Below are 23,597 nucleotides of genomic sequence, written 5' to 3'. Positions count from 1 at the left end.
GATCACGGTTCACCCTGACGAGCTGTGTCGAGCAGCCAGGCGGCGCTCTCGCTGAGGACCCGCCTGCGGCGCATCGCGCGCGCGTCGAGCCACGTCGAGACCACCTCGTGACCGCGCTGCAACGCGCGCGCAACCATCGGCTCGCTCACGCGCGGCGCTGGCAGGCCGCAGGCGTCGATCCCGACGTCGCGGAAGTTCTGGAGAGCCCTCGCCATGTGCCAGGAGCAGGTGACGATCGCCGCCCGCCGCGCGCCCGCGCGGCGCAGGAGGGCCGCGCTGAAGATCGCGTTCTCGTGCGTCGTCAGCGACCAGAGATCCTGCAGGATCGCGTGCGCCGGTACGCCGCCGCGCTGCAGCTCGGCGGCGAGCACGCGCGCCTCGATCTGCGCGCCCCAGCGGCGCCCGCCGCTGGCGATCACCCACGGCGCGACCCCGTCGCGGTAGGCCTCTGCCGCGCGCGCCGCGCGGCGCGCGCCGGGGGCCGCGGGGCGCCCGGATGGAAGCACCCTGCAGCCGAGGACGACGATGGCGTCCGCGTTGAGCGGCATGCGCCCGACCATAGCCCATCGGCCGTGGCCGTCGCGCGCCCGCTGCGCTCGATCGTCCAGCCCTCCGCCGGCGCCCGCGCCGCCCGCGGGCCCTGCCGCGGCCATGCCTGCGCCGCCGCCCTCAGGCCCCCTCTCGCCGCCGCCTGGGCCTCCGGCCCGCCGCCTCCGCCCGCGCCCCGCCGCCCTTCCGCCGCCCTTCCGCCGCCCTTCCGCCGCGCGCGCTTCCGCCCCCGAGCAGCGGGCGTGGCCTGGCGCGGGGCCCGCGCCTATCCCGCAACTACATTGGCGCCTTGGCCCGGTTCCCCCGGCCAGGTCTCCACGTCTGCGACCTTCCTTGCTCTCGGTGCACCAGGCGGCTTGACGCTGCCCGCGCTCGGAATCTAATAGCTCTACCTTGAAACGGGCGGGGTTCAGCGAGCGAGGCAGGATGCGGATCAAGATGTGGGGGGTTCGCGGAAGCATCCCCACGCCCGGTGCAGGCACGGTCGAAGTAGGCGGCAACACGAGCTGCTATGAGATTCGTGCCGGTGAAACGCTGGTCATCCTCGATGGCGGGACGGGGCTCCGTCTCCTCGGCCAGGAGCTGGTCAAGGAGATGCCCTTCGAAGCCTGGATGTTCTTCAGTCACGTGCACTGGGATCACATCCAGGGCTTCCCGTTCTTCACGCCCGCGTTCGTACGCGGGAACAAGATCCATCTGTACGGCGGCCTCAACGTTTCCCGGACGCTCGAGGAGACGCTGGCCGGACAGATGGACTACCCGAGCTTCCCGGTGCACCTCACGGAGATGGGCGCGGCGATGACCTTCCGCGACCTCTACGAGGGCGAGGTGGTCACGATCGGCCCGAACGACGACGTGCGCGTGACCAACGCGCGCGGCAACCATCCGAACGGCGTGTACGCGTACCGCGTGGAGCACGAGGGCAAGGTCGTCGTGTACATCACCGACTCCGAGCACTACGCGATCGTCGATCCGAAGCTGAAGAAGCTCGCGATGGGCGCCGACGTGCTGATCTTCGACGCCATGTACACGCCCGAGGAGTACGCGGGCGAGGTGGGCGGCGGCCCGAAGACGGGCTGGGGTCACGCCACGTTCGTCGCGGGCTGCGAGCTCGCGAAGGCGGCGGGCGCCAAGCAGCTCGTCCTGCACCACCACGACCCCAACCAGACCGACGCGATGGTGCGCGAGAAAGAGATGCGCGCCCGCGAGCTCTTCCCCAACACCATCGCCGCGCGCGAAGGCACGGTCATCGAGATCTAGCGCGCCGCCTCGCCAGGCTCGCAGCGCGCAAAACTCGCCACACGTCCGCACGCGACGACGGGCGACTGCGCGCCGCCCCAGCAGCGCCGGCGCGGGGCTCTCCCGCGCCGCAGCGCCGGCGCGGGGCTCACCGCACCGCAACGCCGGCGCGGCGTTCTCCTGCCCCGCGCCCTAGGCGCTCTTCGCCATGGGCTCTCGGGTGATCTCTTCAATGCGCGCGCGCATCCGCTTCTTCGCGCGCTCCTCGATCTGCCGCACGCGCTCCTTGCTGACGCCGAAGTCGGCGCCGAGCTGCTCGAGCGTCACGGGGCTGTCGGTCAGCCAGCGCTGGTTCATGATGCTGCGCTCGCGGGGCGACAGCTCGTTCACGACCTGGAGCAGCGCGCGCGAGAGCTGCGCGCGCTCGTCGGCGGCGCAGGCCTCCTCCTCCGGCGTGTGCGTGTTCGACGCGAGCCGCTCCACCGGAGCCACGCCGTCCTCGGTCGGCGAGCGCTCCAGGCTGACGTCGCGCGCCATGAGCAGCGGGAGAAGCTCGGCCGCCCGCTCCTCCGACAGGCCGCTCAGCTCCGCGAGCACCGCCGGGTCCTTCTCGTGCGTCTTGCGGTAGATGCGCAGCGCACGCCGCTCGCTCTTCGACGAGCCGAGGCGCACGATCCGGTACCCCCGCGCCACGTGCTCGCGGATCTCCGCCCGGATCCAGTAGGCCGCGTAGGTCGCCAGGCGGCACCCGCGGTCCGGATCGAAGCGCTCCGCGGCCTTCAGGAGGCCGATGTTCCCCTCCTGAACGATGTCCTCCATCGGTAGCCCCCAGCGGCGGTACTCGAGAGCGATCGTCATCACGAACGGCAGACACGCCTCGATGAGGCGCCGGCCAGCGTCCCGGTCACCAGCTCGCCAGCGGAGCGCGAGCTCCCGCTCGGCGTCCGGGCTCAGGGTGGCGTAGTTCGCGAGCTCTGTACGATAAGCCGAGAATGCCGCACGATCCCAGGTGGCGCTCATGATCTCTTCGCTCTCCCGCCGCGCGCCGATCAAGGGGGACTGGATTGCGGACCCCTGCGAGCCGGCGGGCAGCACCGCCACAGATGCAGGCGCGATGCCGGGATAAACCCTAGGAAATCGCCTTTTTTTGCGCTGGAATGCGCAACGTGTTCGGATCCCCCGACGGAAGCGAAAGCTTTGCGGGAAAGCGGAGGAGCACGAATGCGCAGCGCTGAGCCCAGATCCACGGCGCGCGAGCAGCGAACGAGGCGAACGAGGTGCGCGCCGAACCTCCAGGCGGCGAGCGTCGGCGGCGGTGTCCGCGTCGAGCGCGCGCGCCCTCTCCGCGCGGACGCCTCCGCGGTCGCCCCTGCCCCCCCGCGCCGCATCGTGATATCCGGGGAGCAGTGAGGACACGCGTCGCGAGCTCCGTCGCGTGCATCGCCGCAGGCCTGGCGACGGTCGCCTTGCTCTCGCGCGAGGCGGAGATCCCCCTCGCGAAGGCGCGGCGGGGGATCGCGCAGCCCCTGCTGCACACCGTCGCGCCGGACGACGAGGAGATCGATGGCGTCGGCTGTGATCCGAACGCCCTCGATCGCGGCATCGCGGTCCCGACCGGAGCACCGACCTCGCTCGGCTGCGATCAGGCCCGCGCCATCGTCGCCCAGGCCCGCACCACGCTGGCCGCTCCGCCGCTCCGCGTCGATCCCGCAAAGTTTGCCGAAGCGACGTCCGACTGGCTGGATCCGCACGGGCTGTGGTCGGTCGCGCCCGACGCGCCCGTGGGAGCCTCGCTGCGGCGGGAAGCCGCCGCGCTCCTGGACGAGCTGCAGGCGCCGGTGGGCAGCGGGCCGTGCGCCGCGGCGCTGCGCGTGGGCCAGGAGCTCGCCCGGTGGTCGCACGAGCTCGACACGCTCTTCGATGACGGCTACCGGCGCGGCCTGGCCAGCCCGCCCGCGACCCACGCCGCGGCGTGGGAGCTGATGTCGTCGGCGCCGTTCGAGGACGGCGAGGTGACGCGCAGCGCCCGGGACCTCGCCCGCAAGCTCGGTCGGGAGGTCGGCGGGCTGCGAGCGCACCTCGGGGAGCCGCTCGCCCGTTATGCCGACGCCGTGCGCGAGCGCGCGGCGCCCTCGATGAGCGAGGACGGCTGGGCGCGCACGGTGATCGCCGCCGCGGTGCGCGCCTACGTGCCCCAGCTGGACGCGCACGGCGCCTGGGCGCCGCTCGAAGAGGAGGTCTCCATCTACGATCTGGACCTCGAGGCGCACCCGCCGGCCCGGCTCTGGCAGGAGATGACGCGCACCGCGATCGGGGTGCGCATCGACCGCGGCGCGCTCGCGCCGCTCGAGGACGGAGACGTGGTGATCCGGATCCAGGATCTGCCGATCTCCGGCATGAGCGTCGAGCAGGCCGAGCAGCTCGCCGTGCTGTCCGACGTGCACCCCGGGACGACCGCTCGCGTGGCGCTGCTGCGCCGTGGCGTCGCGGCGCCCCTCGAGCTGACCGTGGCGCCGCGCCCGGCCGGACCGCCGCCGTCCGAGGCGGCGCCCTCGGAGCTGCCGCTCGATCTGGTGCGCTACGGAGACGGCAAGGTCGCCGTGATCGCCATCCCCGACGTGCCCGACGATCTCGGCGATCGCGTCGCGGCGGCGCTCCGCCGCGCGCGCGCGCAGGGCGACACGCGGGGCGTGATGCTGGACGTGCGCGCGAACGGCGGCGGCTCGACCGACGGCGCGATCGCCGCGCTAGGGCTGTTCTTGCCGGGCGTACCGCTGTTCCCGATGCGGCGCCGCGACGGCGGCGTCGAGGTGGAGCGCTCGCCCGACGTCCCGGAGGAGCGCGGGTGGAGCGGGCCGCTCGCGGTGCTCGTCGACGGCGACTCCGCGAGCGCGGCGGAGATGATCGCCGGAGCGATCAGCAGCTACCGGCGCGGCGTGATCATCGGCGATCGCACCTACGGCAAGGGGTGCGCCCAGGAATACCTCGACGACGACGCCCACGTCGGCGTGCTGCGACTCACCACGCTGCTCTACGCGCTCCCCGACGGCGCGCCGGTGCAGAAGGTGGGCATCGTGCCGCAGGTGCAGCTCTCGCTGCCGGCGACGAACGAGCGAGAGGCGCGCGTGGACAGGGCGCTCGGCCCGTGGCGAGGCCCCGACGTGCGCGATCTGCACCGCGTGCACGACGTGCCCTGGCCGGCGCACGCGGGGCGGATAGGGCCGTGCCGCGACGAGACGGTCTGCCGCGCGCTGCGGTCGCTCGGCGCGGTGCCCGCGGCAGCGCGCTGACGCGCGTGCGCTGACGCGCGTCAGCGCTTCCAGAACTTGCCGAGGAGGCCGCCCGTGGTGGGCGTCGGATCGTTGCTCGTGCGGCTCCGCATCTCCTGCAGGCGGACCTCGCGGATGGCGTCGAGGTTCTTCGGGTTGAGCTCTGCCGCCAGGCGGAAATCGCCGATCGCCTTGTCGAGCCTCCCCGAGCGCTTGAGGAGCATGCCGCGGTAGAAGAGGGCCCGCTCGTAGCGAGGCTCCTTCTCCAGGACGGCATCCAGCGTCTGGATCAGGTCGTCGTAGTGCGCGCTCGTGGCCCCCTCCGCGAGCGCAGGCGAGTCGCCGCGCCGCTGCGCCTGGATCCAGACGAGCAACGTCGTGTACTCGGGCTGATCCGGATCGGCGCTCAGCGCGCGCCGCGCGCGGGCCTCGGCGCCCGGGAGGTCGTTCTTCTTGAGCAGGATCTCGGCCTTCTGGAACTCGAGCGCGGCGTCGACGACGCGGGCGATCCTCTGCTCGTCCTCGGCGGGGGGCGGTGCCTCCTTGGGCGCCAGGTACTCGGCGCGCCGCTTCGGATCGCTCAGCGTCTGATAGGCATCGCTGATGCGGGCGAACACGCGCGCGACGAGCGGCTTGACGTCCTGGAGCTCCGGCGGCGTCCGGTCGGGGTGCCACCGCTTGGCGAGCGCGAAATAGGCGCTCTGCACGCGCTCCGGAGGTGCGTCCTCCGAGACGCCGAGCATCTCGAAGAAGCTCTCGCCGTCGATCGACGCGGCGCGCGCCTCGATCTCGGCGCGGCGCGCGGCGATCTCGGGGCTCGGCGCGGCGCGAGGCAGCGGCGGGAGATCGGGCGCCAGCGCCTGCGGCCCCTGCGGCTTCGCCGGCTCCGGGGCGCGCGCCGGAGGTACCGGCGACGCCGCCTCGGCGCGCCCTGCCCCTCGCGCGGCCCTGCCTTCCGCGCCGACCGCCGACATCTTGACGGTGGGCGCCTGCGGGGGCGGCGGCTGCGCGCGCGGGCTGGCGAAGGTCGGCGCAGGCGGCGGCCTCAGCGCCTTGGGATCGATGCCGCGGTAACCGCCCGGATCGCCGCCGGACGCGCGCGGGTCGAAGGGCGCCGCCGGGCTCGGGATCGGCGCGCCTCTCGACGTTGCCGCCTCCTGCGCCGCGGATGGGGGCGGCGCCGTCGAGCGGCGCGGGGCGACCGGGACCCCTGCGCGCTTGCTGGGCGGGATCGCGGCGTCGTCGGGCTGCCTCTGCGGTGCGCGGCCTTCGCCCTCGCCGCGCGCCGGGCGCGGACCGGGCCTCGTCGAGCCCGCGGCGGGGCGCGGCGAGCGCGCCGCCGCACCCGACGGGTCGCGCTGCGGGGCCGGCCCCGCGTCGGTCGGGAGCGCGCCAGCGGCCCGCTCCCGGCCGGGCCCAGCGGGCCCGCCGACCCCGACAGGGCGCCGGCCCGGCGCGCCGAGATCGAGGTGCCGCGTGATCGCGAGCGCATAGATCGTCAGCCGCACGACGCGCTCCTGCGCGACGCCGGCCGCGAGCAGCTCGGGCAGCGTCATGCGCCGCATCCGCAGGAGGTCGACGATGGCCTCCTCGTCGCGGTGAAGCTGGAACCGCTTCATCTCGGCCTCGGCGTGGAGCCCGAGCTGCCGGTTCTGGATCCGGTCCAGGGTCGCGTCGATCAGCGGATCGTCGGCTTGGAGCCGGACGCCCGCCATGATCACCGCGAGCGGCTCGCACCCGATGAGATCCGGACCGCCGTAGGACGACAGCAGGTTCTGGCCGTCGTAGTAGGCGTAACGCGTCGCTGGCGAGAGATCGTAGAGCGCGACCAGCTTGCGCACGAGCTGCTCGCGCAGCACGCCGAACACCGTCTCCCTGTCGAGGAGGCCCCGGGAGATGAGCAGCCGGCCGTGCAGCACCCGCCGCCTCGTGATGTCCCGGAGCGTCTCCCGGAGCGTCGCCTCGTCGAGGAGGCCGAGATCGAGGATCACCCGATCGAGCGGGGCGATGATCGTCCCGGTCCAGATCTTGGCCGGCACACCGTCGCTGAAGAAGATGCCGTGGCGGACGCCGTTGGGGTCGATGAAGCACGTGGTGCCGGTGAGCCGCCGGTCGAGCATGTACACGAGCAGGTGGACGAGCGGCGTGCGCGCGAGCGTGCCCTCCGCGGTCGGCGGATCACCCGGCAACGACAGCACGGCGATCGGGCCGGCCATGGCCGACGGAGGCAGATCGGACACCGGGTTTCGCTCGCGCCGCTGCGGCTGCGGCTGCTCTCCCCAGGGGCGGGTACGCCCCGCGGACGGCCGCGCGCTCTCCTCGGGGATCTCATCCGGATCGCTGTCTGTCTGCACCGACCACGACTCCTCTCCGTGAGCGCCCCGGGGGGGCGAGTACGGCTCCGCCACCGCGGCGGGCTCCAGATGCGGCGGATCGGGCCAGCGCGCCGTCGTGCGCCCTGGCCGCAAGGTCGGAGAGCGCATGCCGGACGGCGCGGGCGGCAGATCCGCGAGCATCCTGGCGTCCGCGCCGTCGTCGGGCAGCGCCCCCTGCGAGGCCTCGGGCCCGCGGGCGGCGTCGCCGGGCCGCGGCTGCGTCCTCCGGCTCGCCGGCGCGTTGGTCATCGGCAGCGTGGGCGACGAGGGCCGCGTGATCTGCTGCTGCGGCATGCGCAGGTTGGCGAGCGGCGACGCCGCCGCGGCGCGGATCGGCGGCGGCTCCGCCGCGAGCGCCTGCGAGCGGAGCGACACCTGCGGCGCCTCCTGGATCGCCGCGTGGGCGCGCATGGACGCGGCGGCGGGGTCGTCGCTCGTCGCGACGATGCGGCGGATGTGCCGCGGCGGCTCGCCCTGGCGAGGCCGCTCGGCGAGATCGACCTCGAGCGCGCGCGGGATGGGACCGCCGGAGGCGTCGAGGACCAGCCGGACGCGCGGCTGCGAGTACCGCGCCGGGTGCGCCGGCGTCTGCACGACGAGCGCGACCTCCCCGGTCGAGAGCTCGACGAGCGTGCCGGTCGGAAAGATGCCGAGCGCGCCCACGAGCAGCCGCAGCACCGTGCGGTCCGCCGGATCGGCCGCCTCCTGCTCGAGCTTGGCGATGGCCTCGTCGGCGGAGAGCGGCGCCTCGCCCGGGGCCGCCGTCAAGAGGTCGTTGAAGGCGCGGGCGGTCGCGAGGATCCGCGCCTGGAGCGTCGGCTGGCGGAGGCCGCGGTAGACCGGGCCGAGCGCCGGCTGGCGGCGCACCCAGTGCGCCTCGTAGGCCACGACGGTGCGCATCACGCTGGGCTCGTTGACGAGGCCGAGCGCGGTCAGCACGACCGCCGTGCCCGCCGGGACGTCCGCCTCCTGCTGCTCGCTCAGCTGCGGGACGAGCCCGCCCGAGCCGCTCGTCGCGGCGCCCGTGAGCCGCGGCCGCGCGATGTCGAAGAGCAGCGCCGCCATCGAGAGCCGCTGGAGGAGGACCACGTCGCTCGTGATCTGCCGGGCCATCGCGAGGCTCAGGATCGCGGTGTTCACGGCGCGCCCTGCGTCGTCGTGGTTCTGGTTGCGCAGCGCGGTGACGCCCAGGAAGGCCGGCGTCTCGTTCGCGGAGAGGTCGACGAGGCGCTGCGTGATGCGCTTGACGCCCTGCCGCAGGGTGTACCGGCCGCTCCGCAGATCGTCGTAGAACCGGCGGATGATCACGATCGCCGTCGCGTAGGTCCGCACGATCGCTGAGGTCTCGTCGCCCTCGCGATCGATCGCCACCTCGCGGCGGAGCACGGCCTCGTCCACGGCGCGCAGGCGGACGCGCGGCGCCGGGCGATCCACGAGCGCCGGCTTGCTGCTGCGGAGGGCCTCGGCGAGCGCGGAGGCGAGCGCGTAGAGATCGCTCGAGCGGACGTCCTTGGCGACGCCGAGCTCGGAGTAGCCGCAGCGGCTCAGGATGTCGCCGAGCTCGAGCGCGCCCTCGTAGACGGCGCGGTTCGCCTTGAGGAGCTGCCCGGAGACGAAGACCGAGCCGCGGGTGAACAGGATCGAGACGTTGTGACCGGAGCGCTGGCCGAAGTCCTGGACCAGCGAGACCGTCTCCTCGACCTGCCGCACCATCGCCTGGTTGTCGATCGCGTGCAGCGTCGAGAGCTTCACCAGCCGGAAGAGGGCCTGCACCACGCTGGCGGCGAGCTCGCGCGCCTGCTCGCGGCGGATGTTCTCCGACACGTTCTGGCTGATGACGTCGACCTGGGGCGCCATCACGGGATCTCCCCCGCGGTCGAGATCCGCTTGCCGAGCCGCGCCGCGATGGCCTCGGCGGCGGCGCCCGCGGCGTCGCGCAGCGCCTGGCTGTTCCAGGGCCGCCGCTTCGCGGCCGCGAGCGCGGCGTCGAGCGCCTCCTGCGAGCGCGCCTCGCGGCCGAGCAGCTCCGCCGAGAGGCAGCGGGTCTGCTCCGCCGCGTCGTCCGCGAGGAGGCCGTGCCGCTGGAGCAGCTCGACGGCGACCGACTCGCCGCGCGCCGGGTTCAGCGTGTAGAGCGCGCCGAGGAACTCGCGCCGCTCGTCGAGCGTGAGCTGGTGGAACGAGCCGTCCTGCACGCGGCGGACGAGCAGCGGGCCGGCGGCGCGGACCTGGTGGTGCGCCAGCGTCCGGAGCGCCGCGACGCGCACGTCGGGCGGCGCCGACTCGGCGAGCGAGAGCAGCTCGTCCCGGATCTGCTCGGGGCTCGTCGCGAGGTGCGCGATCGCCTCGCAGCGGAGCGCCGCGTTCGCGCAGCCGGAGAGCCGCTTGAGCGCTCCCAGGGCGCCCTGCGTCCGCGACGCGGCGAACATCTTGAGGATCGGGCGGGCCACGTCGAGATCCAGCGTCATGAGCGCGTCCACGACGCCCTCCTCGTGCCCGGGCAGCGTCCGCTCGACGTGGCCGAGCAGCGCGCGGCGCAGCGCCTCGTGGCCGGTGTGCCCCACGACCTCCATCGCGACCGGCAGGGTCTCGCTGCCGAGCTTGTGCAGGATGGGCGCGAGCCGCTGCGCGACGAGATCGAGGTCCACCGGCGCGGGCTGCGCCGCGCCGCCGGGGGCGGCCGTCGTGACGACGCGCGTCGCCTCGCGGAGGAGCAGCCGCATCGTGTCGGGCGGGAACATCCCCCGGGCGAGCTCCGTCGCGAGCGCGCCCCCCTGCGGCTTGGGCGCGAGCGCGTCGAGCGCCTTCTCGATGGCGTCGTGCATCCCGAAGAGCACGTCGAAGCGGCGCGCGAGGATGAGATCGCGCGCCGAGGCGGCCATCGGCTCGGTCACGAGCTCGACGTCCTTGTAGCGCTTGGCGTTCAGGAAGGCGTCGGCCACGACCTCGACGAAGCGCTCGCTCCAGCGGTCCGGGCTCATGACGAGCTGCGTGCCGAGCGCGCGCTGCGCGACCGGGTCGAGCGCGAGCGCGCTCGCGGCGCGGCGCGCCGCCCGCAGCGCGGCCGCGTCGGTGTCGATCACCATCGCGGCCGCCTCGGCGCGGTTCGCCCTCTCCTCGGCGGCGCGCCGGGCCATGCCCTCCAGATCGTCGGCCTCGTGCCAGAACTGCTCGCGATCGGCCGCGTCCCCCTCGACGAAGATGCTCACCACGTCGTAGCGCACGTGCTCGAGGCGGCGCTCCCACAGGGCGGCCGCGACGTCGTCCTCCGGGGGGAGGTCGCGCAGCGGATCGAGCAGCAGCACCTCGCAGAGCGCGCGCAGCTCGTCCTCGGTGATGCCGGGGAGCAGCTGGACGCGCCGCACGCCGGCCGCGAAGAGGTTGTACGGGACCAGATCGAGCGGGTGCGACGGCTCCCACACCGTCCGCCGGCGGTGCTCGAAGGCGTACGGCGTCAGCGTCCAGTGGACGAGGTTCCCGTCCGCGCGCAGCGCCTCCACGATCGCCTGGAAGGTCGCGCGGAGCTTGTTGTCCGCGTCCGGATGGCGAAAGCCGTAGTGACGCACCGCCGGGAGCAGCCGCTCCATGCGGCGGAACACCTCGACGAGCCGCGTGACCGCGGGATCGTCCGGCTCCGCCTCGGCCGGCTCGTCCTGGGGCGCGGGCTCTTCCGCCTGCCGCATCCCCACGGCCGTGGGCGAGTCGTCCGGCGGGGGGCGCTTCGTGCTGTGCGGCGAGGAGCGGCGGGGGACGGACGCGCCGGTCTCCTCGAGGACGCGCAGCACCTCCTGCCGCATCTGCGCGGCGGAGTCGAAGCGGTTGCGCTTGTCCCAGGCGAGCGCCTTGTCGACGAGGCCGATGACCGGGGCGGGCAGCTCGGGCGCGATCCTGGCGAGCGACGGCGCCGGCGTCGTCGCGGCGAGGATGAACGCCTCGTTGTCCGATCGCCCCTGGTGGAGCCGCTGCCCGCTGAGCACGGCGTACAGGGTCGCGCCGATCGAGAAGAGATCCGCCCGCCCGTCGACCCCCTCGGTCAGCCCCATCGCCTGCTCGGGCGCCATGAACGACGGGGTCCCGAGCGCCGTGCCCGCCTTTGTCTTGTCGCCGGGCGCGCCGCGCATCCTCGCCACGCCGAAGTCGAGCAGCTTCACCACGTTGTCCTTCGTGATGAAGATGTTCGCGGGCTTCAGGTCGCGGTGGACGATGCCCTCCGCGTGGAAGCTCTCGAGCGTGAGGAGCACCTCCCCCGCGATCCAGAGCGCCTCGGCGACGGGGAGCTTCCGGTTCTTGCGCTTCCAGAGCTGCTGCACGGTCTCCCCGTCGAGCAGCTCCATCACGAGGAACGGCTCGTCCTGCTCGGTGATGTCGTCGTCGATGATCGCGACCCGGCCCGGGTGATCGATCTTGTTGGCGACGTAGCCCTCGCGCAGGAACCGGTCGCGGATGCCGACGTCGCGCGCGAACTCGGCGTGCAGGATCTTCAGCGCGGCGCGCGAGCCGTTCCGGTGGTGCGTCGCGGCGTACACGGACGCCATGCCGCCCACGCCGAGGAGCGAGTCGATCCGCCACTTGTTCTTGACGGTCATCCCGAGGCGGGCGCGCGCCCGCTGCTTCTCGTCCGGCGCGTCCGTGACTTCCGAGGGCGGAGGGATGACGGACTCGGGGATGACGCCACGTGAGGTCATTCGGCCACCGGAAGGCGGGAAATCGTATCACCTCCGCGCCCTCACCAGGTTCCGGATTTCGGGGGGCAGGCGGTGCGCCTTACCGTTTCCTGGCGCCAGGCGGGTGCAGGGCGATCGCTGGTACGGTAGCTCTTTCCACCGCCGGAAGTCCGGCCGGGGATGCGATGAAGCGCCGCACGGGCGGCGAGCCGGCCGGGATTAGGAGGGCTGACCGCCGGTCGATGTCGAGGGGGCCGCGGGCGCCGCCGCCGGCTTGCCGTTGGCCTGTCCGACCTCGGCGGCCTTGCGGGCCTTCTCGCGCCGCGCCGCCACGCGCCGGCGCCGCTCGTAGGCGCTCGTGACCTCACGGACGATCTCGGGGTGGCGCCGGAAGACGTGCGCCGCGGTCTTCCGGACGGCGGCGACGCGGTCCACCAGGAGGTGCAGCATCTGGTTGCGGATCGTGGCCGCGGCGGCCGAGGCGCCGGCCTCGGGGGCCGTCTCCAGCGCTCGCCGCTGCAGATCCTCCGCGAGCTTCCTGGCCTCGGCGATGAGGCGCACGTCGAACTCCTCGTCCGCCTCGACAAGGCGGTCCTTGAGCGACTCCGCGAGCCCCGCGTAATCGCGGAGCGCCTGGGAGAGGGCGCTCGAGCGCTGGCCGTCCTGCGCGTGGAACTCCTTGATGCGCGCGAGCTGCGCGTCGGCGGGCTCGTCGACGTCGTCGTCCAGCAGGAACTCGAGCGCCGACTCGAGCTCATCGACGACGAACCGGGCGCGTTCTCCGACATCGGTGACCGCGGGATCGATGATGAGAAGCAGCCGCGTCTGCGCCTCCTGCACGGCGTGAACGATGGAGAGCAGCTCCTCGCTCGTCGACGCGGGCAGGCGGCTCTTGACCCGCTTGAGGCCGGGGCGATCGCCGTCGGGCTCCCAGTACTTCTCCACGAACGCCGCGGCGGCGACCGCCTCGCGCACGGCGACGTCGTACGGCACCTTCAGCGGGTTGTCGGTCCGCCCCGTCTCGGCGGCCTTGACCCAGCGATCGTAGTCCTTTCCCTGCTTTGCCATGGCGATGCCTGTTCCCTCCTCCTGCGTCCCGCGCCTTTCCGGCGCGGCGCGAAGCAGCAAGGTTGAGCTCGCTCGCAGAGATGTCCAGTTCGAAACGTGCTGTTCCGGATGCGGGCCGGAGACATCCGCGGCGATCGGGTGGAGCTGCGGTGTCCGGATGGCGCGGCGGCGCGTCCGGATGACGGCATGGCATGTCCGGATGAGGGGCGGCGCGTCCGGATGGCGCGGCGGCGCGTCCGGATGACGGCATGGCATGTCCGGATGAGGGGCGGCGCGTCCGGATGACGGGCGGTATGTCCGGATGGCGCGGGGGTGCGTCCGGATGGCGCGGCGGCGCGTCCGGATGGCGCGGCGGCGCGTCCGGATGCCGGCGTGGCGTGTCCGACGAGTCCAGTCTGCGCAGCCATGCCCTCGGGGAGCGCAGCCGCACCCGCAGCCGCCCGTGGTTTTCCCGAGACCGATCTCTTTTCTGAGAAATCGGCCACGCAAGGTCGATGGTACCCACCGAAGGCAGGAGCGACGACCCCTTCGGATGTCGCGCCCGGGATCCGTCGCCGCCGCCGTCTCATGCCTGCGCTCATGCCCGCACTCGCTGGAGAGGAACTTGGCCGTGACCGCCCGCAGCTCGATCGAATGCTCGCTCGCGACCGTGCCCCTGGACGAGGTCCTTCGCGCCGGCGAGGGCGCCGCCGGGCCGCTGGGTCGCATCGCGCCCTCTCCGGCCCCGCTGCTCACCGCGCCGCTTCCCGCGTCGTTTCGCCCGGATTCGCCTCTTCCCTGGCAGCCGTCCCAGGCGCCGCCCGCTTCCCTGGCGACGGCGCCGGTGCTCGTGGCGACGGCGCCGGTGCCCGTGGCGACGGCGCCGGTGCCCGTGGCGACGTCGCCGTCGCCGTTCGCGCCGGTCGCACCGGCGGCCGTCACGCGACCTGTCGTGACGCGACCCATCGTGATCGAAGTGCCCTGTCCTCCGGTCCGCCGGGCTCCACGCTCCGATCCGACGGAGGGGCGCGCGTCGTCCGCGCAGGCGCTCGCTCCGCGTCCGCCAGCGCCCGTGGCGAGCTGGCTCGCCGTCGCCGCGACCGCGGCGTTCTTTGGTATGGTCGGCGCGCTCTTGATGCGGGGGTGGCTTGGATGAGTCAGGGCGAGCGCAGCACGCGAGACGACGACGCCGGGACGTCCTCGCCGCCGGCGACCTATCTTCCGGGGAGCACCGTCGCGGGCCACAGGCTCGTGCGGGCGATCGGCGCGGGCGGCGTCGGCGTCGTCTACGAGGCGGTCCACGAGTTCACGCAGCGGCGCGTCGCGCTCAAGCTGCTGCTCCCGCACTACGCGAGCTCCGAGCAGGTGCGAGAGCGCGCCCACAAGGAGGCCATCGCGCTCTGCCGGCTGCGGCACAAGAACATCGTCGCCGTGCACAGCGCCGACACGCTGCCCGACGGCACGGTCTGGATCGCCATGGAGCTCCTGGAGGGCCAGTCGCTCCGCCGGATCTGCCAGGTGGAGTCGCCGCTGCCGATCGCGCGGGCGCTCCACATCGGGATCGAGATCGCCGACGGCCTCGCGGCGGCGCACGACCTCGGGATCGTGCACAGGGACGTGAAGCCGGAGAACGTGTTCGTCGACCGGCACGGCGAGGTGAAGCTGCTCGACCTGAACATCGCGAAGATCCGGGTCGACGGTCTGCCGAGCACCCGGCCGGGCCAGCGGTTCGGCACGACGGCGTACACGGCGCCGGAGGAGTGCTGGGGAGAGCCGTGCTCGCCGGCGAGCGATGTCTACGCGCTGTCGCTGGTGATCTACGAGCTCCTGGCCGGCCGTTACGTGTTCGCCACGGGCCGGGGGCTCTCGGGGATGCCCAGCGAGGGCCAGCTCGTGGCGGCGCACATGCTGCGGATGCCGGTGCCGGTGCACGAGATCGTGCCGTCGATCCCGGACTACGTCTGGCCGGTGGTCCAGACCGGCCTGGCGAAGCGGCCGGTCGAGCGCTTCAGGCACGCCGGCGCGGCGGCGAGCGCGCTGCGCGAGCTCCGGGAGCGCTACCTGTCGGACGTGCGCGCCGGCCGGCTCGCCGCGGGGCCGGACCCAGGGACGCCGGGGGCCCGGCGGGAGCACCACGGTCCGCGATCGCCCGAGCGGCTGATCACGGCGCCGCAGCTCGACGAGAGCCGGGTGATCGTCCCCGGGCCGGCAGCCCCGGCCGAGCTCGGCGGGAGCGATGCGCGCGATGACGTGGACACGGCGCCGGCGGCGCGCGAGGAGCACGCGGCGCGGCCAGCGCAGCCTTCGGCTCCTCCGTCGCCCCCGCCGCGGAGCGCGCCGCCGGGGGCCGACCCTGGCTGGCCGCTGCTCGTGACCCCCGGGCCGGTCACGGTGCGATCGTCCCCGGGAGCCGAGGGAGCGAGCCTCGTGGGACCTGGCCTGCCGGCGACGGACCGCGTCGCCGACAGGCGCTGGCGAGCGCAGCTCCTGCACCGCTGCGCCGTCGCGGCGGTGCTGGCGATCGCCGTCTCGGGCGCCGCGACAGCGCTGTACATCCATGTGCGCCGCGAGCGCCCTGCGATGGCCGCCTCCGAGAGCGGGGCCGTGCCGGCCGCGTCTGCCGGCGGGGTCGTCGCGAGCGCGCCGGCGGCGCCGGCGCGCTCCAACGCCATGCACGCCACGCGCGCCGCCCACGAGACCGGGGCGCCGCCGAACGCGCGCGTGCCGGAGAGCGCAGCCGAACCCCTCGGCGTCGAGGCGTCCGAGGCCGCGCCGTCACCTCCCGCCGAATCCACGGGGACGGCGGCCCGACCGAGCGCGCCTGCGGAGGCGAGCACGCCGGCGCAGGCGAAGGCGCCACTGCAGACGAGCGTGCCGGCGCCGCCGAGCGTGCCGGCGCCGCCGAGCGTGCCGGCAACACGGGCGCGTCCGGTCGCGGGGGCGGCGCGCGCGCCCGCGCGGCGCCCGTGGGACTGGCTGTTCACGTCGAAGGGGCGTGGCGGGCAGAAGGGCATCTCCCCGGACGAGGAGGAGGACATCTACCCGATGCCCTCGAGCGGGCGCGCCCCGGCGCCGGCCGGGCCGGCACCGCCCCGGGCGAGGCGACACGAGGAGCTGCCGTTCGGGAACAAGCCCAATTTCTGAGGGTGAGCGCAGAGCGACGAGCAAGGAGCGAGGACATGTCGAACGACGAACCCAGCGCGACCGATCCCTTCCTCGACGAGGTGGTCGAGCGGACGCTCGCGCGCTACCGCGGGATCGCGCCGCACGACGTGATCGAGACCATGCGCGAGCTGCTCGTGGAGGCGCTCACCGAGGACGAGGTCGGGCGAGACCTCCTGGAGCGCGCGCGGCCTCGCGCGGCGCCGCTCGGGAGCGGCGTGGCGGCCCGGGACGGCGCCGGGGAGCCCCGGCGCAAGGCGGGGGGCGGCGAAAATGGCTGACCCCGAGGCGAGGCTCACGCCGGCGCAACAGGCGCTCGCGGCGTCGGCGCTGCACGAGGTGAGCGGCGCGGCGCGCCGGCTTTCGCCGAGGCTGCGAAGGCACCTCTCGTTCGACGAGCTGATGTCGCTCGGCCGTGCGGGGCTCATCGAGGCGGCGCTCGCCTACGATCCGGCGCGGGACGACAGCTTCCCGCGCTTCGCGCGGCACCGCATCCGGGGCGCGATGCTCGACGGGTACCTCCGGGAGGCGCGGGAGCAGGACCGGGTGGTCGCGCTCTGCCTGCAGGGCGGGTACGACTACATCGCGCGGCAGCGGCGGCACGGCGACGTGATGACCGACGTCGACGGCAAGGCGGAGGAGCGGCTCCTCGACCATGTCGACGGCCTCGCGGCGAGCGTCTTCGCGACGGCCGCCGGCGTGGCGACGCCGGAGACCGGGGAGGAGGCGCTGTCGCGGCGCGAGCGCCACGGCCGGGCGCACGCGCTGCTGCGGCGCACCCTGGAGCGGCTGACGCCGCGCGAGGCCGAGGTGCTGTCGATGCGCTACGTGGAGGGGCGGCCGCTCGCGGAGATCGGCGGCGCGCTCCGGATCCCGCACCCGGGCGCGTACCGGGTCCACGACCGGGCGCTCGTGCGGCTCGGCAAGCTGCTGCGCGCGGCCGGGGTGACCGAGCCGCCGCCGCGCGAGGACGAGCTGTGAGCGGGCGGCGGGCGGGCGGGTCGATCGGCGACGGGTCGATCGGGGATGAGAAAGATGAGAATTCGCGCGCGCAGGGACGATGGATCGCGGTGAGGGGCCGGCGGCACGGACAGGAGGCGAGGCGGTGAAGGACGAGGACCGGGACGAGCGCGGCGACCGCGAGGCGGCGGTAGGCGCGGCGAGCGAGCCAGACGCCGGCGCGCCGGCCAGCCCAGCGCCGGCACCGAGCCAGCTGGTGTCGCACCCGGCGTTCCGGACGGGGGTGATCTACATCGAGCCGGATCTGCGCGACGAGGTGGAGGCGTACTGGAAGGCGTACGCGGTGTGGGAGAGGACGAAGCAAGGGCCGCCGCCGCGGGAGCCGCGCGTGAACGTGCGGGTGGACCACGAGGAGAAGCCGAGCACGGCGGCGCGGCTGCGGGAGGCGATGGCACCGCGCAAGGGGGCGGCGCGCAGGAAGAGCGGCGCGGAGAAGAGCGCCGGGGGGAGCCCGTGGGCGGCGGACGCGCCGGCAGCGGCGGCGGTGATCGACAAGAGCGCGCTGCCGTCGGCGCACCGGCCGAGGAGCGAGGCGGCGGAGGAGAAGGACGCCAGGCCGGGGATGGCGCGGCGCGCCGGGACGGTGGCGGCGGTGCTGGCGCTGGCGGCGGGGATCGGGGCCGCGGCGATGTGCGGGGCGAAGGAGAAGGCGCCGGTGGAGAGCGCGGCGCGGGGGTCGACGCCGGAAGCGGCGGCGAGCGGGGAGCGCGCGACGAGCGCGGCGGCCGACGCGGCGAGCGAGGCCGCGGCGCCGCGCGGCGAGAGCACGGCGAGCGAAGCGGCTGCCGTCGCGGCGAGCACGTCGGGGCACGGAGCACCCGAGGCGCCCGTCGAGCGCGCAGCGCCCGTCGTGACCGCGGATCGGAACGAAGCCGTGGGCGCAGCGCGCCGGAGGCCGGCGCCGGAGGCGCACGCGCCGGCACAGAGGGCCCCCGCGGCGCAGCCGCCGGAGCGGCAGGCTTCACCCGCGACGGCGCCCGACGCCACCGCCCAGGCGCCGGTCGCGTCCGCTGTGTCGGCGCCAGCGCCGGTCCCGAGTTCTGCGGCTGGAGCAGCCGAACCACTCTCGACATCGAAGCCCTCTGCAATGCAACCCAAGCGCAAGTTCTAGCCATGACCCTTCACCGTTCCGCAGCCATCGCCAGCCTCATCGTCGCTCTCGCATGGAGCCCTTCGGGGCTTGCAGGCCCGCCCGAGCGGCCCCGTGCAGATGTCACGGAGGCCATGACCGAAGAAGCTCGAAAGCTCTACGATGACGGCGTCCAGGCGGTCTCTGAGTCGCGCTGGGAAGCCGCGCACGCCCTGTTCCTGGCGGCACGCGCGCTGCACCCGCACTACACGATCGTCGGCAACCTGGGCGACTGCGAGCTCCAGCTAGGCCGGTACCGCGAGGCCGCCGAGAACCTGGCGCTCTACGTGCGCGAGCTGAAGAAGGACACGACGAGCACGGCGGAGGAGCGCGCCCGAGCAGAAGCAGCGTACGCGAAGGCACGGGCGAAGGTGGGGACGCTGGTGGTGCACACCAACGTGGACGGTGCGCGTGTGTTCGTGGACGGGGCGTTTCGGGGAGTGATGCCGCTGCCGGATCCGCTGTTCGTGGAGCCGGGGGCGCACACGCTCTCGGTGGAGCACGAGGACTACGAGACGAAGAAGACGACGGTGCAGCTCGGGGCCGGTGGCACGATCGAGCACAGGGTGCCGATGGAGCGGAAGCCGGCGGGCACACCGCCGGCGAAGCCGCTCGACACGACGATGGCGCCGCCAGCCGGCGGCGCGGAGGAGCACGCAGGCGGGCCGAGGCGCGCGGTGATCACTGGCGGTGCGGTTGCGACTGGCGTTGCAGCCGGCGTCGGAACCGTGTTGGCGGTGGTGGCCGCGAGCAAGTGGTCCGCCGCCAGTGACCAACGAGACCAGTTGACGAGCACAGGAGGCATTTACGCGTGCGCCGCGGGGCAGCGCACCGCGAATTGCCGCGATGCGGTGGAGCGGTATGACGACGCGTCCGCGATGTGGAATGCGGCGATCTGGACCTGGATCGGCGCGGGGACGGTGGGCTTGGGAACGGCGGCCTATGCCTGGCTGGCGACGGAGCCTGCCCAGCGGACGGGACACGTGACGGTGAGCCCGATGTTCGCGGCACACGGCGGCGGCTTCGTGGTGACGAGCGCGTGGTAGCGCCGCGAAAGAGGCGGTGGATGGAGCGCATGGACGCGAGAGAGTGCGGGGCTGGGACGATGGCGCGAACAGGACAGGCTCACGTGACGCCGGTGGCGACATTCGCGAAGTCTCGTCAAGGCGTTCGACCTTCTTCGAGGATGGCTGCGATGCGACGCGCGCGGTGGATGAGTGGGGCGATCATGATGCTCGGGACGGTGTTCGGCGCGAGCGGAGCGGGATGCTTCGTCCAGCCACCGGAGTGCTTGTTGGGCATATGTCTCGATACTGTGCCGACCGGTTCCGGCGGTGGCGGCGGCAGCAACGCCATGTGCGATGCGGATCCGACCGAGAACGCGAGCACGGTGACGGAGGAGTGCGCGGTGTTCGCGAACGCGAGCGCCGAGGCAGGTGGGGATGGAACGAAGGACAAGCCGTACGCGTCGCTCGGGGAAGCGATCGCGAACGCGAACGGCAAGCGGGTGCTTGCGTGCGCGAGCGGGGCGTTCCCGGAGAGCGTGACGATCGGAGCCGAGGTCGAGGTGATCGGCGGCTTCGACTGCGGGGCGGGGTGGACGTGGAGCGCCGAGGCGCGGAGCGCGCTCGAGGGGCCCGCGGATGAGATCGCATTGACGCTGACGGAGGGAGCGAGCGGGGCGAAGGTGCGGGGCTTCGCGGTGCGCGCGGCGAGCGCGACGCTGCCGGGCGGGTCGTCGATCGGCGTCGCGGTCGCCGACGTCGAGGCGGAGCTCGCGCAGGTGGATGTGACGGCGGGCGACGGGATGGACGGCGAGAACGGGGCGACTCCGACGGAGGCACCACAGGCGGGAGCGCCGGCGGGAGCGGTGGGGAACGCGTGTGGCCTCGTCCTCGGCGGCGACCCCGGCGTGACGACGTGCGAGGACGGCGGGACGACTGGCGGCCGAGGCGGGCGCGGCGGAACCCCGGGGATGGACGAGGGCAACGGGCAGCGCGGAGAGGACGGCGCACCGATGCCGGAGCCGAACCCCGACGAGTACGGGCTGGGCGGCGCTGGGCAAACCAATGCAGCCGGCAATTGCAGACGCGGCGAGGATGGCGAGCCAGGCGGAGCCGGCGTCGCCGGCCTCGCCGGCAGCAGCACGACGCTGACGCTGACGGGCATCGCAGGCGGTGACGGTGATACCGGCACAAGTGGGAAGAAGGGTCAAGGGGGAGGTGGCGGCGGCGGGGCGAAATCGGGGCTCTTCTGCAGGCCAGGCGCGGACATCGTGGAGGGCCCCGGCGCGAGCGGCGGCGGGGGCGGCGCCGGCGGGTGCGGCGGTAAAGGAGGAGGCGGCGGCAAGGCCGGCGGGTCGAGCGTCGGCATCCTCAGCCTCGGAACGAAGCTGGTGCTGACGGACGTAACCGTCGCCGTCGGCAAGGCGGGCAAGGGTGGGGATGGAGCGAGCGGACAACCGGGTGCCCTTGGAGGTGCAGGTAGTGCCGGCGGTGATAGGTCGGGACTGGGAGAGTCAATCCCCGGCTGCGATGGCGGTCGAGGCGGCCGAGGCGGTCTTGGCGGCTCAGGCGCTGGCGGCCGAGGCGGCCACGCCGTAGGCATCGCCTATGCGGCGGCGCCGAGCGAAGCGCTGGCGGTCACTTTCACCCCCGGCACGGCGGGCGACGGCGGCAACGCCGCGCCGGGCGGCCCGCCCGTGAGCGCCGGGGCGCCGGGGGCGAGCGGGGTTTGCTGGGATTTCGCGGCGCAGGCGCCGTGTGAGGGGTCAACGCCATGAAAAGCATGGAGGACATCCGCGCCCAGCTGCGAGCGGATCCGGCAGCCTCGCTCGATCCGTGGATGGATCCGGTGTGGTGCGCGACGACGCCGGCGGCGGAGACGCAGCGGCTCGCGGAGAAGCGTGCCCGACGGGTCATGGAGATCTATGGGGTCGAGGACCCCCGGATGGAGGCGCTGCTCGTGCGGCTGGCGAGCCAGGTGGAGCAGTGGGCCGCCGAGGAGCGAGCCACCACGCAGGAGGCGGACGACGAGGCGTGGGTGAGCGCGGTGCCGGACAAGGGCGAGACCGCGCGGCGCAGCTCGCGCCTGGCGCTCGTCGGCACCGTGCTCTTCGTGCTGGGAGTCTTGTGCGGCGTGGTGCTGGCGACGCTGCGGCTGCGCTGAGGTAGCGACGTAGTGAAGGCCGCGCGCGGCGCGGCCTGATCGCATCGAGGAGAACGCGCGTCGCCGTCTGCGGCGCGCCATGGCTCGGCTCGTCCCGAAGACGAGCGCGCGAGGAGGACGAAGGTGTATCCACAGCTCGCCATCGAGGCGGCAGCGCAGTCGGACGTGGGCCGGCGCCGTAGCCACAACGAGGACAGCTTCGCAGCGCTGCCGTGCCTCGGGCTGTTCATGGTGGCCGATGGGCTGGGTGGCCATGCGGCTGGCGAGGTCGCGTCGCGAATGGCGATCGAGGTGGTCAAGAGCTGCTTCGAGGAGGACGGCGATCTGGAGGAGACGTGGCCCTACGGCACGGCGACGCCGCACGACCGGGACGAGATACGGCTGGTGCTGAGCGTGCGGAAGGCCAACCGGGCGATCTACGAGGCGAGCCAGCGGCGGGACGAGGTGCGCGGGATGGCAACGACCTTCGCGGGCGTGCTGCTCGGGGCGGGGATGGCGTACATCGCGCACGTGGGCGACTCGCGCGTCTACCGGCTGCGTAACGGAAAGCTGGAGCGGCTGACGCGAGACCACACGCTGCTCGAAGAGTTGCTCGGCGCCGGCGACGGAGCGCGGGAGGCGGTCGAGGCGCTGAGCAATCGGGCGAGGACGATCACCCGCGCGCTGGGGGCCGACGAGAACGTCGAAATCGAGTCGCGGGTCGAGGCGACCCTGCCGGGCGATGTCTTTCTCGTCTGCTCGGATGGGCTGTGGGGCCCGGTGCCCGAGCGGCGGATCGCCGGGATCCTCGGGGCGCACCGCGACCTGGGCTTTGCGGCGGAGCTGCTCATCGACCTCGCGAACGAGCACGGGGGCCCGGACAACGTGACGTGCGTGCTGGCGCGGCTGGGAGACGGGGCGAAACGGCGCGCCGTGGCAGGCGCGACGAAGTGCGGATTCGAGGAGATGCTTTAGGTCGGGCAGCACAAGGCCTGGCTCCGCCGTACAGCGGACAAGAAGGCTCACGGTTGAGGAGGGAACATGGAGGACATGCTGGGTGCAATGTGGCTCGTCTCGCCGCTCGGGCTCGCAATGATCGCGTGCGTCGCGATCGGCTTCGCGGTCACCGCGCGCGAAGCGCTGGGACGCGAGCGGGGGTTTCGTGAGGCGCGCGAGCAGGCGCATGATGAAGAGGAGGCAGCCCTCACCGATGCGAAGGAGCAGGCAGCGGGGGAGCGGGACCGTTACCGGCGCCTCCTGGACTGTCACGTCGATGCGGCGCTCGCCGAGCTGAGAGACGCCCGAGGGCGCCCCGTCCCCTGGCCGGGAAGGGTCCTCGAGTCGTTCTGCGCGACGACGCCTTCGTGGAGGAGGAAGCTGGCCGAGTGCACGGGGTTGGAACCGAGGGCGGTGGAGCGGCTGCTCAGGAGCGACCTGCCTATGACGCCGGGCCTCGCGCGGCAGCTGGAGACCTTCACCGGCACGCCGGCGCGGTACTGGGAGCGCCTCTGGCGGCTGCACGACGACCGCCGAACGGACGCGGAGGATACCGTGGTGATTCAGGTCGGCGAGCCCGTCACCAGGCGCGAGAGCCCGGCGTCGCCGCCTCCGTCGACGGTACCTCCCCGCGCGCTCGACACTCCTCCGCCCGTGGTGCCGTCTCCCGAGCTCGCGGCCAGGAACCCGCGGGCGAAGCTCCCGCCGCCTCCAGCGCCGCAGCTCCGGCCACCGCGCCCTGTCCGCGCCGCCACGGGGGAAGAGCTCGCCCGTCGCGCTGGGACGTTGACGAGCTTCCCGCTACAGCCCGACGAAGGAGGGGCGAGCGCTGCCAATGTGTCCGACTGGGAGGAAGCAGAGCGCTCTCCACTGAACACGACGCTCCCGGGAGTAGGGCGCCATGGGTGAGAAAATCTCTGCCTCCGGGATCCCGTGACGTGTGTGCTGGCGCGGCTGGGAGACGGGTGACGTGAGCGGCAATTCCATGACAACCGAGGCA

Annotated in this window: 17 protein-coding genes; 12 read left to right on the top strand and 5 right to left on the bottom strand. The window is 73.7% G+C overall.

What is annotated here, in order from left to right:
- Positions 1 to 2 precede the first annotated feature (2 nt).
- Positions 3 to 548, bottom strand: a complete 546-nt coding sequence (locus WME90_RS04905; protein ID WP_437279896.1) for a YdcF family protein — start codon at positions 546 to 548, stop codon at positions 3 to 5.
- Between the two features lie 439 nt (positions 549 to 987).
- Here WME90_RS04905 and WME90_RS04900 point away from each other — a divergent pair, with 439 nt between their 5' ends.
- Positions 988 to 1,809 (top strand): MBL fold metallo-hydrolase, encoded by an 822-nt coding sequence (locus WME90_RS04900; RefSeq protein ID WP_236644465.1) that lies wholly within the window; start codon positions 988 to 990, stop codon positions 1,807 to 1,809.
- 171 nt (positions 1,810 to 1,980) lie between these two features.
- On the opposite strand, the gene WME90_RS04895 is transcribed toward WME90_RS04900, so the two are convergent.
- Positions 1,981 to 2,808: a sigma-70 family RNA polymerase sigma factor gene (locus WME90_RS04895; RefSeq protein ID WP_437279895.1), complete on the bottom strand. Its 828-nt coding sequence runs from the start codon at positions 2,806 to 2,808 to the stop codon at positions 1,981 to 1,983.
- A 386-nt stretch (positions 2,809 to 3,194) separates the two neighbouring features.
- Between WME90_RS04895 and WME90_RS04890 the strand changes: the two genes are divergently transcribed.
- A complete protein-coding gene (locus WME90_RS04890; RefSeq protein ID WP_437279894.1) occupies positions 3,195 to 5,078 on the top strand; it encodes a S41 family peptidase in 1,884 nt (627 codons plus the stop codon).
- A 20-nt stretch (positions 5,079 to 5,098) separates the two neighbouring features.
- Here WME90_RS04890 and WME90_RS04885 read toward each other — a convergent pair whose 3' ends face one another.
- From WME90_RS04885 to WME90_RS04875, 3 genes are all read right to left on the bottom strand, one after another.
- The gene (locus WME90_RS04885; protein ID WP_437279893.1) at positions 5,099 to 9,289 is read right to left on the bottom strand and encodes a DnaJ domain-containing protein; all 4,191 of its coding nucleotides are present in this window, start codon (positions 9,287 to 9,289) and stop codon (positions 5,099 to 5,101) included.
- Positions 9,289 to 12,117: a protein kinase domain-containing protein gene (locus WME90_RS04880; RefSeq protein ID WP_437279892.1), complete on the bottom strand. Its 2,829-nt coding sequence runs from the start codon at positions 12,115 to 12,117 to the stop codon at positions 9,289 to 9,291. The genes WME90_RS04885 and WME90_RS04880 overlap by 1 nt, the downstream gene beginning before the upstream one ends.
- A gap of 198 nt (positions 12,118 to 12,315) precedes the next feature.
- Positions 12,316 to 13,164, bottom strand: a complete 849-nt coding sequence (locus tag WME90_RS04875) for a hypothetical protein (protein ID WP_437279891.1) — start codon at positions 13,162 to 13,164, stop codon at positions 12,316 to 12,318.
- 610 nt (positions 13,165 to 13,774) lie between these two features.
- On the opposite strand from WME90_RS04875, the gene WME90_RS04870 reads away from it, so the two are divergent.
- From WME90_RS04870 to WME90_RS04825, 10 genes are all read left to right on the top strand, one after another.
- Entirely contained in the window at positions 13,775 to 14,299 is a 525-nt protein-coding gene (locus WME90_RS04870) for a hypothetical protein (RefSeq protein WP_437279890.1), read from the top strand.
- Positions 14,296 to 16,287, top strand: coding sequence for a protein kinase domain-containing protein (locus WME90_RS04865; protein WP_437279889.1), 1,992 nt, complete (start codon positions 14,296 to 14,298; stop codon positions 16,285 to 16,287). Before WME90_RS04870 ends, WME90_RS04865 begins: the two co-directional genes overlap by 4 nt.
- A 35-nt stretch (positions 16,288 to 16,322) precedes the next feature.
- Positions 16,323 to 16,586: a hypothetical protein gene (locus tag WME90_RS04860; RefSeq protein ID WP_437279888.1), complete on the top strand. Its 264-nt coding sequence runs from the start codon at positions 16,323 to 16,325 to the stop codon at positions 16,584 to 16,586.
- The gene (locus WME90_RS04855; protein ID WP_437279887.1) at positions 16,579 to 17,286 is read left to right on the top strand and encodes a sigma-70 family RNA polymerase sigma factor; all 708 of its coding nucleotides are present in this window, start codon (positions 16,579 to 16,581) and stop codon (positions 17,284 to 17,286) included. The genes WME90_RS04860 and WME90_RS04855 overlap by 8 nt, the downstream gene beginning before the upstream one ends.
- Positions 17,287 to 17,410: 124 nt before the next feature.
- Positions 17,411 to 18,436 carry a hypothetical protein gene (locus WME90_RS04850; protein ID WP_437279886.1) on the top strand — a complete coding sequence of 342 codons (1,026 nt, stop codon included), beginning with the start codon at positions 17,411 to 17,413 and terminating at the stop codon, positions 18,434 to 18,436.
- A gap of 113 nt (positions 18,437 to 18,549) precedes the next feature.
- On the top strand, positions 18,550 to 19,500 hold the full coding sequence (locus tag WME90_RS04845; RefSeq protein ID WP_437279885.1) for a PEGA domain-containing protein: 951 nt from the start codon (positions 18,550 to 18,552) through the stop codon (positions 19,498 to 19,500).
- 269 nt (positions 19,501 to 19,769) lie between these two features.
- Complete coding sequence (locus tag WME90_RS04840) at positions 19,770 to 21,236, top strand: hypothetical protein (protein WP_437279884.1); 1,467 nt, start codon at positions 19,770 to 19,772, stop codon at positions 21,234 to 21,236.
- Positions 21,233 to 21,622, top strand: a complete 390-nt coding sequence (locus WME90_RS04835; protein ID WP_437279883.1) for a hypothetical protein — start codon at positions 21,233 to 21,235, stop codon at positions 21,620 to 21,622. The genes WME90_RS04840 and WME90_RS04835 overlap by 4 nt, the downstream gene beginning before the upstream one ends.
- Before the next feature lie 123 nt (positions 21,623 to 21,745).
- Positions 21,746 to 22,576, top strand: coding sequence for a PP2C family protein-serine/threonine phosphatase (locus WME90_RS04830; protein WP_437279882.1), 831 nt, complete (start codon positions 21,746 to 21,748; stop codon positions 22,574 to 22,576).
- A gap of 66 nt (positions 22,577 to 22,642) precedes the next feature.
- Positions 22,643 to 23,506 carry a helix-turn-helix transcriptional regulator gene (locus tag WME90_RS04825; RefSeq protein WP_437279881.1) on the top strand — a complete coding sequence of 288 codons (864 nt, stop codon included), beginning with the start codon at positions 22,643 to 22,645 and terminating at the stop codon, positions 23,504 to 23,506.
- The last annotated feature ends 91 nt before the right edge of the window (positions 23,507 to 23,597 follow it).

It is taken from the genome of Sorangium sp. So ce375, from assembly GCF_051473855.1.
In the GTDB taxonomy this organism is placed as follows: Bacteria; Myxococcota_A; Polyangia; order Polyangiales; family Polyangiaceae; genus Sorangium.
This window is presented reverse-complemented; position numbering and strand designations above follow the sequence as displayed.

Coding starts and splice junctions, on each gene's coding strand:
- WME90_RS04905 (WP_437279896.1), bottom strand. CDS start 548: ATGCCGCTCAACGCGGACGCCATCGTCGTCCTCGGCTGCAGGGTGCTT.
- WME90_RS04900 (WP_236644465.1), top strand. CDS start 988: ATGTGGGGGGTTCGCGGAAGCATCCCCACGCCCGGTGCAGGCACGGTC.
- WME90_RS04895 (WP_437279895.1), bottom strand. CDS start 2,808: ATGAGCGCCACCTGGGATCGTGCGGCATTCTCGGCTTATCGTACAGAG.
- WME90_RS04885 (WP_437279893.1), bottom strand. CDS start 9,289: ATGGCGCCCCAGGTCGACGTCATCAGCCAGAACGTGTCGGAGAACATC.
- WME90_RS04880 (WP_437279892.1), bottom strand. CDS start 12,117: ATGACCTCACGTGGCGTCATCCCCGAGTCCGTCATCCCTCCGCCCTCG.
- WME90_RS04875 (WP_437279891.1), bottom strand. CDS start 13,164: ATGGCAAAGCAGGGAAAGGACTACGATCGCTGGGTCAAGGCCGCCGAG.
- WME90_RS04865 (WP_437279889.1), top strand. CDS start 14,296: ATGAGTCAGGGCGAGCGCAGCACGCGAGACGACGACGCCGGGACGTCC.
- WME90_RS04860 (WP_437279888.1), top strand. CDS start 16,323: ATGTCGAACGACGAACCCAGCGCGACCGATCCCTTCCTCGACGAGGTG.
- WME90_RS04855 (WP_437279887.1), top strand. CDS start 16,579: ATGGCTGACCCCGAGGCGAGGCTCACGCCGGCGCAACAGGCGCTCGCG.
- WME90_RS04845 (WP_437279885.1), top strand. CDS start 18,550: ATGACCGAAGAAGCTCGAAAGCTCTACGATGACGGCGTCCAGGCGGTC.
- WME90_RS04835 (WP_437279883.1), top strand. CDS start 21,233: ATGAAAAGCATGGAGGACATCCGCGCCCAGCTGCGAGCGGATCCGGCA.
- WME90_RS04825 (WP_437279881.1), top strand. CDS start 22,643: ATGGAGGACATGCTGGGTGCAATGTGGCTCGTCTCGCCGCTCGGGCTC.